Origin of the sequence: Streptomyces sp. NPDC047002 (genome assembly GCF_040704505.1) — a bacterium.
Taxonomy (GTDB): domain Bacteria; phylum Actinomycetota; class Actinomycetes; order Streptomycetales; family Streptomycetaceae; genus Streptomyces.
The window spans coordinates 43,508-56,082 of the sequence record NZ_JBEYWC010000023.1; the positions used below are offsets into that span (position 1 = coordinate 43,508).

At 75.2% G+C, this 12,575-nt stretch carries 13 protein-coding genes; 5 read left to right on the forward strand and 8 right to left on the reverse strand.

Translation table 11 applies throughout. The features are described 5' to 3' along the window. Nucleotides 1-18 precede the first annotated feature (18 nt). Nucleotides 19-1,098 (forward strand): epoxide hydrolase family protein, encoded by a 1,080-nt coding sequence (locus tag AB0910_RS21185; protein ID WP_366746147.1) that lies wholly within the window; start codon nucleotides 19-21, stop codon nucleotides 1,096-1,098. Between the two features lie 546 nt (nucleotides 1,099-1,644). Here the strand turns inward: AB0910_RS21185 and AB0910_RS21190 are convergent. Continuing rightward, nucleotides 1,645-2,754, reverse strand: a complete 1,110-nt coding sequence (locus AB0910_RS21190; protein ID WP_366746148.1) for a glutamate--cysteine ligase — start codon at nucleotides 2,752-2,754, stop codon at nucleotides 1,645-1,647. A 237-nt stretch (nucleotides 2,755-2,991) separates the two neighbouring features. Here AB0910_RS21190 and AB0910_RS21195 point away from each other — a divergent pair, with 237 nt between their 5' ends. Then, nucleotides 2,992-3,537: a pyridoxamine 5'-phosphate oxidase family protein gene (locus tag AB0910_RS21195; protein ID WP_366746149.1), complete on the forward strand. Its 546-nt coding sequence runs from the start codon at nucleotides 2,992-2,994 to the stop codon at nucleotides 3,535-3,537. 82 nt (nucleotides 3,538-3,619) lie between these two features. On the opposite strand, the gene AB0910_RS21200 is transcribed toward AB0910_RS21195, so the two are convergent. The 3 genes from AB0910_RS21200 to AB0910_RS21210 form a co-directional block, all read right to left on the reverse strand. Continuing rightward, nucleotides 3,620-4,126 carry a hypothetical protein gene (locus AB0910_RS21200; protein ID WP_366746150.1) on the reverse strand — a complete coding sequence of 169 codons (507 nt, stop codon included), beginning with the start codon at nucleotides 4,124-4,126 and terminating at the stop codon, nucleotides 3,620-3,622. Between the two features lie 248 nt (nucleotides 4,127-4,374). Continuing rightward, entirely contained in the window at nucleotides 4,375-4,866 is a 492-nt protein-coding gene (locus tag AB0910_RS21205; protein WP_366746151.1) for a universal stress protein, read from the reverse strand. Continuing rightward, on the reverse strand, nucleotides 4,866-5,318 hold the full coding sequence (locus AB0910_RS21210) for a universal stress protein (protein WP_366746152.1): 453 nt from the start codon (nucleotides 5,316-5,318) through the stop codon (nucleotides 4,866-4,868). The genes AB0910_RS21205 and AB0910_RS21210 overlap by 1 nt, the downstream gene beginning before the upstream one ends. Nucleotides 5,319-5,582: 264 nt before the next feature. On the opposite strand from AB0910_RS21210, the gene AB0910_RS21215 reads away from it, so the two are divergent. Continuing rightward, entirely contained in the window at nucleotides 5,583-6,599 is a 1,017-nt protein-coding gene (locus tag AB0910_RS21215; RefSeq protein ID WP_366746153.1) for a nitroreductase, read from the forward strand. Between the two features lie 16 nt (nucleotides 6,600-6,615). On the opposite strand, the gene AB0910_RS21220 is transcribed toward AB0910_RS21215, so the two are convergent. The 3 genes from AB0910_RS21220 to AB0910_RS21230 form a co-directional block, all read right to left on the reverse strand. Then, the gene (locus AB0910_RS21220) at nucleotides 6,616-8,679 is read right to left on the reverse strand and encodes a phosphocholine-specific phospholipase C (RefSeq protein ID WP_366746154.1); all 2,064 of its coding nucleotides are present in this window, start codon (nucleotides 8,677-8,679) and stop codon (nucleotides 6,616-6,618) included. Nucleotides 8,680-8,984: 305 nt separating this feature from the next. After that, complete coding sequence (locus AB0910_RS21225) at nucleotides 8,985-9,863, reverse strand: glycosyltransferase family 2 protein (protein WP_366746155.1); 879 nt, start codon at nucleotides 9,861-9,863, stop codon at nucleotides 8,985-8,987. Nucleotides 9,864-9,968: 105 nt separating this feature from the next. Then, on the reverse strand, nucleotides 9,969-10,802 hold the full coding sequence (locus AB0910_RS21230) for an SDR family NAD(P)-dependent oxidoreductase (RefSeq protein ID WP_366746156.1): 834 nt from the start codon (nucleotides 10,800-10,802) through the stop codon (nucleotides 9,969-9,971). A 99-nt stretch (nucleotides 10,803-10,901) separates the two neighbouring features. Between AB0910_RS21230 and AB0910_RS21235 the strand changes: the two genes are divergently transcribed. Continuing rightward, nucleotides 10,902-11,291, forward strand: coding sequence for an STAS domain-containing protein (locus AB0910_RS21235; RefSeq protein WP_366746157.1), 390 nt, complete (start codon nucleotides 10,902-10,904; stop codon nucleotides 11,289-11,291). A 39-nt stretch (nucleotides 11,292-11,330) separates the two neighbouring features. Here AB0910_RS21235 and AB0910_RS21240 read toward each other — a convergent pair whose 3' ends face one another. Next, entirely contained in the window at nucleotides 11,331-11,933 is a 603-nt protein-coding gene (locus tag AB0910_RS21240; RefSeq protein WP_366746158.1) for an RDD family protein, read from the reverse strand. A gap of 250 nt (nucleotides 11,934-12,183) precedes the next feature. Here AB0910_RS21240 and AB0910_RS21245 point away from each other — a divergent pair, with 250 nt between their 5' ends. Further along, nucleotides 12,184-12,561 carry a hypothetical protein gene (locus AB0910_RS21245; RefSeq protein WP_366746159.1) on the forward strand — a complete coding sequence of 126 codons (378 nt, stop codon included), beginning with the start codon at nucleotides 12,184-12,186 and terminating at the stop codon, nucleotides 12,559-12,561. The last annotated feature ends 14 nt before the right edge of the window (nucleotides 12,562-12,575 follow it).

Sequence of the window (12,575 nt, forward strand, 5' to 3'; positions counted from 1 at the left end):
CCGCAGCAGGGATGGACCATGACCGATGCCGCACCCGCCCCGGCCCGCGACCGGGACCTCGACGACCTGCGCGCCCGGCTTCGCGCCTACCGGCGGGTGGCACTGCCGCCCGGGCTCGGCTGGGAGCGCGGCGTCGACGGCGACTTCCTCGCCGACCTGATCGCGTACTGGGCAGACGGCTACGACTGGCGGGTGCACGAAGCGCGCATCCGGGCACTGCCCTGGCAGCTGACGGGCACCCCCGTGCGGCTCGTCCACCGGCCCGCCGCCCCCGGTGCGGCACCGGTGGTCCTCCTGCACGGCTGGCCCGACTCGGTTCTGCGCTTCGAGAAGCTCATGCCGCTGCTGTCCGACCTGCCCCTGGTCGTCCCCGCCCTGCCCGGCTTCCCCTTCGCAGCACCGTGCGCCCGCCGCGGCATGTCGGCCGCCGGAATGGCGGGGGCGGTGGCGGATATGATGGCCGAACTGGGCTACGACCGCTACGTCGTCTCTGCGGGAGACGTCGGCTGTGACGTGGCCGAGGTTCTCGCCGCGGAACACCCGGACCGGGTGGCGGCCCTGCACCTGACCGACGTCTCACAGCACCGCTACCTCATCGACCCTCCCGACGACCTCTCCCGAGCCGAACGGGCCTACGTGCACCGCGGGCACCACTGGCAGGCGACAGAGGGCGGCTACATGCGGGAGCAGGCGACCCGGCCGCACACTCTGGCGGTGGGTCTCGGCGACTCTCCGGCGGGTCTTGCCGCCTGGCTGCTGGAGAAGCTGCGCTCGTGGTCCGACTGCGGGGGCGACGTCTCGACGGTGTTCACCCACGACGAGCTCCTGACCTGGATCACCGCCTACTGGGTCACCGGCGCGATCGGCACCTCCTTCTCCCCCTACGCGGAAAGCGGAGCCACCCCGCGGGCGCGGATCGTCGCACCGACGGTGTTCACCCTCTTCCCCCGCGATCTCGTCAACGCCCCACGCGAGTTCGCGGCGCGCTTCTTCGACATCCGCTCATGGGTGGAGGAGCCGCGCGGAGGACACTTCGCCGCCTGGGAATGCCCCCTCCAGTACGCGTCCGGCGTCCGGAAGGCAGTGGCACTCGCCTGAGAACACTCCGGCCTCGCCCCGGTGTTCCTCATCTCTCCGGTGCCGGCCAGGACAACCTCGTTCTGCCGCCCCAGGGAATCACGGGGAAGGAACTGACGGGCGAGCAGCGGCCGTTCTTGTCGAGTTCGCCGGCGTCCGTATCGGGCGGCTTCCCGCAGGCGACGAGCCGACGCGCTGCGCGGCATGCGCCGGCGGCCCCGCGGGACAGGGCGTCGCCGTCTCAACGCGTCGGCCAGTGCCCGCAGTCCGCCGGGACGACAGGCCGTGCGGGCCCCTCCTGGCCTCGGCCTCGCGGCAGCGGTCGATCTCCTCGCGGACGAGCACTCCGGCCTTCGCCAACGAGGCGATCCGCGCGTCGACCGCGTCCAGCTTGACGTGCAGGCTCTCCTGGGCCCCCGCGTGGTCGAGCGCGCCCTCCGCCGGCTCTCCTGTGAGGTCGAGGATCTCCCGCAGCGAGAACCCGATCGCGTTTCCCGAGGCGATGAGCCATGGTCGCCGACCGCGCCCGCGTCGCCTTCCTCGGGCGGCTCGGGCTCAGCGATCTGCTCAGGCCGAGCCCGCGACGGTGAGGGCCGCGCACTCCGCCGCCACCTCGCGGAGGCTGTCCGTGCGGCGCAGGACGGCGCGCTGCCTGGCGGCGCCGGTTTCCCCGTCGAGCAGGCGGTCGAGGCCGCCGCGCACGAGGTCCGTGTCGCCGGGGTCCGCCAGGGCGTCCCGTACGTGGTCGAAGAGGGCCTCCACCACGGTGCGCGCCGGGGCCGGGCGCATGGTGCGCGGGTGCAGCAGCGGCCCTTCGAGGCCCGAGCGCGCGGCCTGCCAGCTCGCGAGGCGCAGCAGCGCGACGCCGTGGTCGGGCGCGGGGCCGCGGGAGCGCCGGGCGCGGGCCTCCGTCTCGACCAGGGCCCTGGCCAGGGCAGCGAGGGTCGTCGTGGTCGACGCGCTGAGGCACACGTCGGCGACGCGGATCTCGACGGTCGGATAGCGGTGCGAGAGCCTGGCGTCGAAGTAGAGCATGCCCTCGTCGCGCAGGACCCCCGACTCCACCATGGCCGCCACCGTGCGGTGGTACGCGTCGGGCGAGCCGAACGTCTCGGTCGGCCCCGCCGAAGGCCAGCGCAGCCAGACCCGGCTGCGGTAGCTGCCGTACTCCGTGTCCTTCCCTTGCCAGAAAGGCGAGTTGGCGCTCAGCGCGAGGAGCACCGGCAGCCAGGGGCGCATCCGGTCGAGGACGGCCACGCCCTCCTCGTCGTCCTCGACCGCCACGTGGACATGGCACCCGCAGGTCAGCTGCTCCCGGGTGGTGAGGCCGAACTTCTCGCTCAGCCACCGGTAGCGGCCGCCGTCGTTCACCACGGGGCTGACCGGGAGCGGCGAGGTCGCGAGGGCCGCCGCCCTGGCACCGAAGCGCCGCGCGTGGGTGTCGGCAGCCCGCCGCCACCTGACGAGCTCGGCCCCGAGCCGGTCCATGTCGGTGTGCGGGCGGGTGGCGAACTCGACCTGCTGGCCGTGGAGTTCGCGCTCGAACACATCGTCGGAGCCGTCGTCGTCCGGCTCTTCGCCCTCCGCGGCGGCGAGCACGGCGGTGGACAGCGCCCGCGGCTCTCCCGACTCCGCGTCCACCAGGAGCAGTTCCTCTTCCACACCGACACTGCGCAACGCGCCACTCCTCGCCAAGCCGGGCCCCCGCGCGCACCGGCCTCCTCGGCCGGCGCCGCCGGGGACGTACCCCGCCGCCACGCCGTACCCGTACGCGGCGGCACCGCACCCGCGCCGCGGCCTGCGCCGCCTGGCGGGGTGCCACCCGACTACCCGCGCACCGCGCCGGTAGACCACTGATCCCCCGCCCACAGGCCGACACCCCAGGTGCCGAGGAGGGCGTGCCCCTCGCCGGTGATGCCGAGTCCGCGCCCGGTGGGGCGGCGTACGGCCCAACCCGCCGCGAGGAAGCGGTCACCGACCGCGGCGCCCCCGTCGGGGCAGGGAGCGCAGCGCCTCCCGGGCGCCGGTGCCGATCAGCCGCCGGGCGCGGCCGCCGCGGCCCGCGACACCGCGCTGGAAACACTGACCGAGCAGGAGTGCAGGTCCCTGCTGTCGACCCACGGGGTGGGCCGCGTCTCCGTCGCCACGGACCGGGGTCCGGTGATCGTGCCGGTCAACTACCTGGTGTTCGGTGAGGCGTTGGCCTACCGGACCACACCGGCCGGTGTGCTCGCGCTCGCCGAGGGCGAGCAGATCGCCTTCGAGACCGACCACATCGACGACGTCTGGCGGCAGGGCTGGAGCGTCAATGTCACCGGCAGGGCGCGGGCCGTCTCCCGCGCGGAGGCCCGGGCGCTCGACGACCGCGCGTACGCCCTGCCCTTGGCCGGGGGAAACCGGCGCCACTGGGTCGTCGTCGTGCCGGACCGCGTCACGGGCCGCCGCGTCCACGCCGGGTAGTGCGCGGTGCACCGCCGGGTCTCCCGCGCACCCGCGCGCGCCCGCGCCGACGCGGGCGGCCGCGGGCGGGTGGCAGGCCCCGTCAGGGCGTGCCGCGGTGGGCGCGGTCGAACTCCTCCCAGTCGCGCTCCCACGCGCGCATCCTGCCGCGGTCTATCCGCAGCCCGACCAGGTGGGTGCCGCCCACGACCACCAGGCACCAGCCGAGGGAGGCGACGGTGGCGCCGACGCCCGCGCCGACGAGGGACTCGCCGTGGTTCACCGGGCGGGGCTCCAACTCGCCCCGGGGGCCCGTCCACACCTCCAGCCTCGCCCCGGCCCGCAGGCCCGCGTCGACGAGCGTGGTGCCGCTGTGCGGGCGGCCGTGCGCGTCCGTCCAGCGCACGGGGGCGGACACCCGGCCCTCCCCCGCCTCGGGTGCCGACGCCGTGTCCTTGGGCGTGTCCGCCGTCAACCGGGCCTCCACGCGCCGGCGTTCACCGCGCTGGTGGGCGCCGGCCTCCGCCACGCCCTGGGCGGCGAGGACCCCGCAGACGCAGGCGCCGACCACACCGATCAGCCAGGCGAGCAGCACCGTCCACGCCTCCACGACATCCGTTGTGCGGCGCAGCGGGCCGCTGTGCCAGCGCCGTGGGACCGGCCTCGTCGCGTGCCCTCCCGGCATGCCCAACGCCTCCAGTGTGTCCGACCGCTGTGTGTCGTGTCCGTGCCCGCCGTATGCCGTGCCCGTCCAGGGATCCGTGCCCGCCGTATGCCGGGCCGGTCCAGGGATCTGTGCCCGTCCCGGGGTCAGCGCCGGTCCGACAGCTCGCGCACGGGCCGGCCACGCGGCCCTGCTCAGCCGGACGCCGCGCTCGGCGCTGCCGTACGCGCCGCGTCCCTGCCGGCCCTGACGACCACCACGGGGCACGGCGCGTGCCGTACGCAGTGCGCGGCGACCGAGCCGATGAGCACCCGCGCGAAGCCGCCGCGGCCGTGGCTGCCGAGCACCAGGAGCTCGGCGCCTTCGGCCATGTCGAGCAGCACCCGGGCGGCGTTGCCGCAGCGCACGTGCTCGTGTACCGGTGCGTAGGGACCGGTGTCCAGCACCCGCGCGACCGCCTCGCTCAGCTCCCGGTCGGCCCAGCGTGCGAGTTCGCGCTCCGTTGCGTACCCGGCCCATCCGTAGGTGGCGGGCAGCTGCCAGGCGATGACGGCGTCCACGGCCGTGCCGGTCGCCGCCGCCCGGTTCTTCGCCCACTCCAGCGCCCGCAGCGCGGACCGCGAGCCGTCGTAGCCGACCACGATCCGGCGCTCTCCCGCCCCGGGGCGCGGGACCTTCGCGGACATCAGGCGCCCCCGTCCCCCGCCGCCGCGCGGACGACGACGACCGGGCACGGCGCGTGCCGCGCGCAGTGCAGTCCCACGGAGCCGAGGAGCGCGCCGGCGAAGCCGCCGTGACCGCGGCTGCCCACGACCAGCAGGTCGGCGCCGCGCGCCGCGTCGACGAGCACCTTCGCGGGGTGGCCGCCGCGCGCCGCCCTGCGGACGGTCACGGGCACCTCGGCGCCGAGCACGTCCTCGACGGTCTCGTCCAGCGTCCCCGCGGCCCACGCGGCGAACTGCCGGCTCGGAACGGCCGCGGGCCACCCGGTCACCGGGACGTCCCACGCGATGACCGCCTCGACCACGGCGCCCGTGTCCTTCGCCTGGGAGACCGCCCACCTCAGCGCCTCTTTGGAGGACGGAGAGCCGTCCACCCCCACGACGACACGACGCTCCTGCGGGGTTCCGCTCCCCATGGGTACACCTCCGTGTTCACCGGACCTCCAGCGTGCCGGGCGGGGCGGCGGGCGCGGCAGGGCCGAAGAGTCCCCTCCCCCAGGCCGGCCGGACCCCGCGGCCGGGTGCGCGGACCGGGCGCGGGGCCCGGCCGCGCAAGGGCCGTCCGGTCCCAGGCCCGGACCTGTGGGCTCATGCGCCGCCGCGCGTCCGGCGGCACGCTGGAGGTGCCGGTCCCCGCACGGCGGGGGCGGGCTGCACAGGTGCTCCGGAGGGAGAACGCCATGACCGTCCCGCGGACCGACGAGGTGCGCGCCCTGGTGGCCGCCGCGACCCTCGCGCCTTCGATGCACAACGCACAGCCCTGGCGCTTCGCGTTCGACGCGTCCGAGGGGGTGCTCGACCTGCGCGCCGATCCCGGCCGTGCGCTGCCGGTCGCCGACCCGCGGGGCAGGGGCGCCCGGATCGGCTGCGGCGCCGCCCTGTTCACACTGCGGGTGGCGGCGGGCCACGCGGGCTGGGACGCCCGGCGGCTGCTGCTGCCCGAGCCCGGCGACCAGGACCTGCTCGCGCGCGTGCGGCTGACCCGGTCGGCGGCCGGCCGCGATCCGCTGTGCGAGCGGCTCCACCCGGCCGTCGCGCGCCGCCACACGAGCCGCGAGCCGTTCTCGGACCGGCCGGTCCCCGACGACGTGCGGCGGGTCCTCGCGGGCGCCGCGGACGCCGAGGGGGCCCGACTGCTCTTTCCCGACCCGTGGCACACCGAGTCCGTGCTGGACCTCGTCGAGGACGCCGAGCGCAAGCAGCACGAGGACCCGCGGGCCAGGGCGGAGATCGCCCGGTGGACGCGGCCCCGCGGCGGCGCGGACGACGGGGTGCCCGCCTCCGCGTTCGGCCCCGCCCGCTGGTACGGCCGGGCGCCCGTACGGGACTTCGCCGACGGCGCGCCCGTACCGGGGCGCGCGCGGGCCGAGTTCGAGCGCTCCCCGCAGCTCGCGCTCCTCGGCACGCACGGCGACACCCCGCGCGACTGGCTCGTGGCGGGTGAGGCGCTCGGCCGCGTGCTCCTCGAAGCCACGGCGCGGGGGCTCGCCACCTCTCTCACCTCGCAGGCGCTGGAGTGGCGGGACCTGCGGTGGCTGGTGCGCGACCCGCTCTCCCCGATGGGCGCGGTGCAGATGGTGCTGCGCCTCGGCTACGGCCCCTCGGGGGCGGCGACGCCGCGCCGCCCCGTCGAGGACGTACTGGCGGTCGTAGGGCACCGCGCCGCCCCTGCGGCCGCGGGCCCGTTCGGCGCCTGAGTGGCCGTCGCGCCGCTCAGGCGGTGGTGGTCGCCGGGTCGTTGGTGCTCGCGGCGCCGGTCTCCACATGGCCGGCGAAGCGGCGCACGTACGCGGGGTCGGCGCTCGACGTGACCGTCACGTCGTACCAGCGGTTGCCCGCGGCGACGCCCCAGTTGGGCACGGTGCGCGAGGCGCCCGCCTTCAGTGTGTACGTGTAGTGCTCGGTCGGCGCGTACGCGTCGGTGGCGGTGAAGGTGACCTGGCCGCTGCCGGGGTTGCTGAACACCAGCGTGGCGTGGCCGGTCGCCGCGTCGTGCCGCGCGGTCACCTCGGGCCCCACCGAACCCGCCGTGCCGGCCATGCGGCGCAGGAAGCCGTTCGGGCCCTGCACGGAGAAGTCGTAGCGCGCGGTGGCCGCGGGCATCGCCCAGGTGTCGGTGAGGGTCTTGCCCGCCTCGACGGTGTACGGCCAGGGGCCGTCGGAGCGCACCGCGGACGTGACGAGGAAGGCTGCGCCCGCCGCGCCGAGGCTGCTGAAGGTGAACCGCATCCGCCCGTCGGCCGGTTCGGTGTCGACGGCCAGGTCGTACGGCAGGGGGCGGGCGCCCCGCAGCCCCGGCTCCTGCGGGGGCAGGGCGCCCTTGGCGGGCGGCTGGGGCACGTAGTCGCCGGGGTTCTTGTGGTCGGGCGGGGCGTAGCCGCCGGTGCCGGGGAGCGTGGGGGCGGCGGCGCCTCCGCGGGAGAAGTCGAAGGCGGCGGTGAGGTCGCCGCAGACCGCGCGGCGCCAGGGGGTGACGTTGGGGTTGTGCACGCCGAACCGCTTCTCGATGAACTGCACGATCGAGGTGTGGTCGAAGGTCTGGGAGCACACCCAGCCGCCGGTGCTCCACGGCGAGAGGACCAGCATCGGCACGCGCGGCCCGAGCCCGTAGGGCCCGGCGGCGTATCCGGAGAGGCCGCCGGTGTAGAGGTCCCTGGTGACGTCGGCGGTGGACAGGCCGCGGGCCGCGGAGGCGGGCGGGAACGGCGGTACGACGTGGTCGAAGAAGCCGTCGTTCTCGTCGTAGGTGAGGAAGACGGCGGTGCGGCTCCACACGTCGGGGTCGGCCGTGAGCGCGTCGAGCACCTGCGAGACGTACCAGGCGCCGTAGTTCGCGGGCCAGTTGGGGTGTTCGCAGAAGGCCTCGGGGGCGGCGATCCAGGAGACCTGGGGCAGGTCGCCCGCCAGCACGTCGGCCTTGAGCCGGTCGAAGTAGCCGTCGCCGCCCTGTGCGTGGGTGCCGGTGCGGGCCTTCTCGTAGAGGGGGCTGCCCGGTTGGGCGTTGCGGTACTGGTTGAAGTAGAGCAGCGAGTTGTCGCCGTAGTTGCCGATGAAGGCGTCGCTCGTCCAGCCCCAGCCGCCGTTCGCGTCGAGGCCCGTGCCGGTGTCCTGGTAGACCTTCCAGGAGACGCCCGCCTTCTCCAGGATCTCCGGGAAGGTGGTCCAGCCGTAGCCCGCCTCCTCGTTGCCGAGGACCGGGCCGCCGCCCGTGCCGTCGTTGCCCGCCCAGCCCGTGTACATGTAGTAGCGGTTGGGGTCGGTGGAGCTGAGCATCGAGCAGTGGTACGCGTCGCAGACGGTGAACGCGTCGGCGAGCGCGTAGTGGAAGGGGATGTCCTCGCGGGTGAGGTACGCCATCGTGGTGGTGGTCTTCGCGGGGATCCAACGGTCGTAGTCGCCGCCGTCGAACGCCTGGTGGGTGCCCGACCAGCTGTGGTCGAGGTCCTGGATGAACTGCAGGCCGAGGTTGTCGGCGTCCGGCCGGAAGGGCAGCGTCTCGTGCCCCGAGGAGTCCGTCTGGTGGAAGACGTCCTTGCCGCTCGGCAGGGTGGCGGGGCGGGGGTCGCCGAAGCCGCGGACGCCCCGCAGGGTGCCGAAGTAGTGGTCGAAGGAACGGTTCTCCTGCATCAGGACGACGACGTGCTCGACATCCTTGAGCGTTCCGGTTCCCGCGGCGGCCGGGATGGCGGCCGCCCTTGCGATGCCACCGGTGATCATGGAGGCGGCGGCGGTGCCTCCCACGAGCTGGAGGAACCTTCGACGGTCGACGTTGGGCACGGATGCTTCTCCTGACGGTCCGTTGGGGGCGGCCGAGGCAGTGGGACTGCCTGCGCGAAGTGGCGCGCCGAGCAGGGTTTTCCGGCGTGTTCTGACAGGGGCGACGCGCACATGATGGTGACGCCCGGGACACACTGTCAATGCCGCGTGAACCCCGTCCCCCCGCCCCCGCACCCGCAGGACACCCCGGGTCCGCCGGGGGTACACCGGCGCACCGGGCCCGCCCGTCACAGGGCCGCGGGGCCGCCGTCCGTCACAGGACCGCAGGCGCTCCGTCCTTCGCGGGGCCGCGGGGCCGCCGTCCCTCACAGGACCGGCGGCCGCCCGGCCCTGGTCAGGCGCAGTACGGTGCGCCAGCGCATCGGCCTGCGCTCCCCGTGGCCGCCGCGCAGTCCCTCCCGCACCCCGGCGGCGCTGACGCGGAGCGCGTGCCGGCCGCGGACCCGGGCGAGCGTCAGGGCGGCCCAGGCCGCGAGGTTGAGCGGGATCAGGACGCGCGGGAGGTTGCGGCGGGCCAGCCAGACGCGGTTGCGGGCGGCCAGCCGGTAGAAGGCGTCGTGGCGCGCGGGGTCGGTGGCCGGATGGTGGACGACGACGTCGGGGGCGTAGCGGCCGGTGTACCCGAGGTCCCACATGCGCCAGGCCAGGTCCACGCCCTCGTGGAAGAGGAAGAAGTGGCCGGGCCAGCCGCCTGCGGCGTCGAAGGCGGCCCGCCGTACGAGGACGACGCCCTCGGCCATCACGGTGACGACGCCGGGCCGCGCCGGGTCGGATGCGCGCAGCCGCGGCACCCAGCGGCGCGCGGTGGCCCCGGTGTCCGGGTCGACGATGCGGGGCTGCACGTAGGCGAGGCCCGGGTCGCGTTCGAGCCGCTCGGCGAGCCGGGCGAGCGCGTCGTCGTCGGGCAGCACGGCGTCGTTGTCGAAGAAGATCAGGTAGTCGCCCTTGACCTCGTCCGCGCCGACGTTGCGGCCCGCGGGGATGCCGATGTTCTCCGGCAGGGCGACCGTGCGCACGCCGTCGGGGACGCCCGCGGGCTCGCACCCGTTGCCGACGACCACGGTGTCGAGTGCGACGCCCCGCTGGCCGAGCAGCGAGGACAGCGCCCGCGGGAACTCCTCGGGGCGATCGTTCATGGTCAGCACCACCGCCCCGACCGAGGGACGGACCGCACCGGCTTCCACAGGGCCCCCAACAGCCGGTGCACCGGCCGCTCATCTGCTCGTCATCGCATGGCCACCTCACTGTAGTGGTTACGCGGCGGGGCACCGACCGCGCGCGGGGCGCGGTCAGCGCGGGTCGCCGTGCGCCTGCTCCGAGAGGGACTCCCAGGCGCGCCAGGTCTCGACGCGGCTGTCGTACTCGGCGCTGATCCTGTCGACCTGGCCGCGGCCGAGGAAGAAGCGCAGCGGGGGGTTCGCGGAGTCGACGATCTCCAGAATGGGGCCGCGGGTCGCGGCGGGGTCGCCGACCATGCCGGGGCGCGTCCTGGCGGCGCGGGCGGCGCGGGCCGGCTCGTAGACGTCGATCGGGGTGGAGTGCACGGCGGAGCTGCCGCCCCAGTCGGTGCTGTAGCCGGTGGGCTCGACGATGGTGACGTGCACGCCGAACGGCGCCACCTCCTGGGCCAGTGACTGGCTGAACGCCTCCAGTCCCCACTTGGAGGCGTGGTACAGACCGAGGTTGGGGAAGGCCATCTGGCCCCCGATGGAGGAGACCTGGAGGAAGTGGCCGCTGCCCCGGGCCCGCAGGTGGGGCAGGGCCGCCTTGGTGACCCACAGCGCGCCGAAGAGGTTGGTCTCGATCTGGGCGCGCGCCTCCTCCTCGCTGACCTCCTCGATGGTGCCGAAGTGGCCGTATCCGGCGTTGTTGACGACGACGTCGAGGCGGCCGAAGTGGTCGTGCGCGCGGGCGACCGCCGCGTCCACGGCCGCCTTGTCGGTGACGTCGAGCACGAGGGGGAGCACCCGGTCGCCGTACGCGTCGGTCAGGGCCTTCAGGCTCGCGCTGTCCCGGGCGGTCGCGGCCACCCGGTCGCCGCGCTCCAGCGCGGCCTGGGCCCACTCGCGGCCGAAGCCCCTGGACGTGCCGGTGATGAGCCATACCTTCTCTGCGGCTGTCATGTGCGTGGTGTCCTCGCTGTGCGTGGTGGCCGGTGGTCGCCCCCGTGGTCCCCCCCTGCCTTTCTTGCCCCCATTGTCTCCTTCGAGGCCCGTCCGACCGTGCCGGAGTTCGCCCTCGTCACCTTCATGGGTCCGGCCGTACTGACCGTGCGGGTCTCCGGGGAGCTCGTCTGCGACACCGCGGACGAGCTGGTCCACGTCCTCGCCGCGTCCCTGAGCGCCAACGCGCGGCTGCGCGAGGTGCGGCTGGACTTCAGGGACCTGGTGTGGATCGAGTCGTCCGGTCCCGCGGCACTGCTCGCCGTCCGCCGTCGCACCGGAGCGGCCGGGGTCGCCCTGCACCTGGGCAACCGCCCCCAGGTGCTCGAACGCATGCTGTACCCCACGCACGTGCTGCACCACCTGACCGCGGTGCCCGGCAGGCCGAACGCCGGGGCCCGGGCGCACGGGGGCGCTGCGGACCCGGGCGGGGCCGGGGCCGCCCCGTGACCTGCGCGCCCGGCGCCCCTGGGGCGTTTGGCCGCGCGGTCAGCGCTCCTGGCCGGGGGCGGGCTCCGGCAGCAGGGGCGCGGCGGCGGCCGTGGCGCCGTCCCCGCCCTCGTGCTCCGCGCCCTCGTGCCCCGCCTCCGCGCCCGGCTCGGCGTCCGCCTCCGGGGCGACGGCCTCGGCGCGCACCACGTACGTACGGGCGACGAGGTCGCCGAGCCGCTGGTGGTGGCGGGTCGCCAGCATGCAGGCGAGTCCGACGAGGCCGAAAAGCGCGCCGTCGACCACCCACGCCACCCAACGGAGCAGGCAGGCACCCAGCGTGGGCCGCACGCCGTAGCGGTCCACCACCCTCAGGCGCAGGACGCGCATGGCCATCGTGGCGCCCTTGCGCCGCAGCAGCCAGACCTCGTTGGCGAGGCCGCCGAGCAGCGGCACCCCGATGAACGGAAGCAGGATGCCGTAGGCGAGCCAGAGCGCCAGGTGGTGGCCGCCCCGGAGGACACCGGTGTGCACGGCGAGGACGATGCAGGCCGCACTTGCGGCGGCGAGCACGAAGCCCCCCGCCGTCAGGATCAGCCTGTCGAGGACGAATTGCGCACAGCGACGGCCCACGAGCCGCGTGGGGTCCTGCTGTTCACTCACGCACCGAGTATCCCAGGGGCACACCGCACTGTCAGCCCGCGGGACGCACCCGGGGCGCATCGTCCCCGCGGACGAGAAGGACGGTGGCCGATGGGTCACGGGGCCGCGCGGCGCGTGGTCCCGCGGGCGGATTTACCGCGCGCGGGCCCGGTCGGCGCGGTGTCACCGGTGTGCGGGCCCGGCCGCTCGGGCACACCGGCTCACACAGTGCGGCCGAGCCCGCGCGCCGCGGACGCCAGAAGGAGACCCCATGCCGAAACACCGCAGCACACTCGCCCTGGGCACACTCGCCGCACTGCTCGCGGTGTCGGCCTGCGACGTCAGCGCCAAGGACGTCGGGGACGCCTCCCTGCGCACCCTGGTGGCGAAGCTGGGAGCCGGGATGTTCAAGTCCGAACACCACCCGGTGAAAGGCGGGTTGACGTGCAAGGCCGCGAAGGGGCACGCGTACGGCGTCAGCTGTACGGGCAGCGACACCTCGGGCAGGCCCCTGCGGCTCACCGTGGAGGCGGACCGCAGGCAGAGCGTGTCGCCCGGCGGGGACGAGCGCGTCACCGCCGAGCACATCGTCGGGACGGCCGACGGAAAGGTGGTGTTCCGCAGCACGTGCCTCGGCTCCGCGTGCTGACGGCCCACCGCGCC

Coding starts and splice junctions, on each gene's coding strand:
- AB0910_RS21185 (WP_366746147.1), top strand. CDS start 19: ATGACCGATGCCGCACCCGCCCCGGCCCGCGACCGGGACCTCGACGAC.
- AB0910_RS21195 (WP_366746149.1), top strand. CDS start 2,992: ATGCCGAGTCCGCGCCCGGTGGGGCGGCGTACGGCCCAACCCGCCGCG.
- AB0910_RS21205 (WP_366746151.1), bottom strand. CDS start 4,866: ATGTCCGCGAAGGTCCCGCGCCCCGGGGCGGGAGAGCGCCGGATCGTG.
- AB0910_RS21210 (WP_366746152.1), bottom strand. CDS start 5,318: ATGGGGAGCGGAACCCCGCAGGAGCGTCGTGTCGTCGTGGGGGTGGAC.
- AB0910_RS21215 (WP_366746153.1), top strand. CDS start 5,583: ATGACCGTCCCGCGGACCGACGAGGTGCGCGCCCTGGTGGCCGCCGCG.
- AB0910_RS21230 (WP_366746156.1), bottom strand. CDS start 10,802: ATGACAGCCGCAGAGAAGGTATGGCTCATCACCGGCACGTCCAGGGGC.
- AB0910_RS21245 (WP_366746159.1), top strand. CDS start 12,184: ATGCCGAAACACCGCAGCACACTCGCCCTGGGCACACTCGCCGCACTG.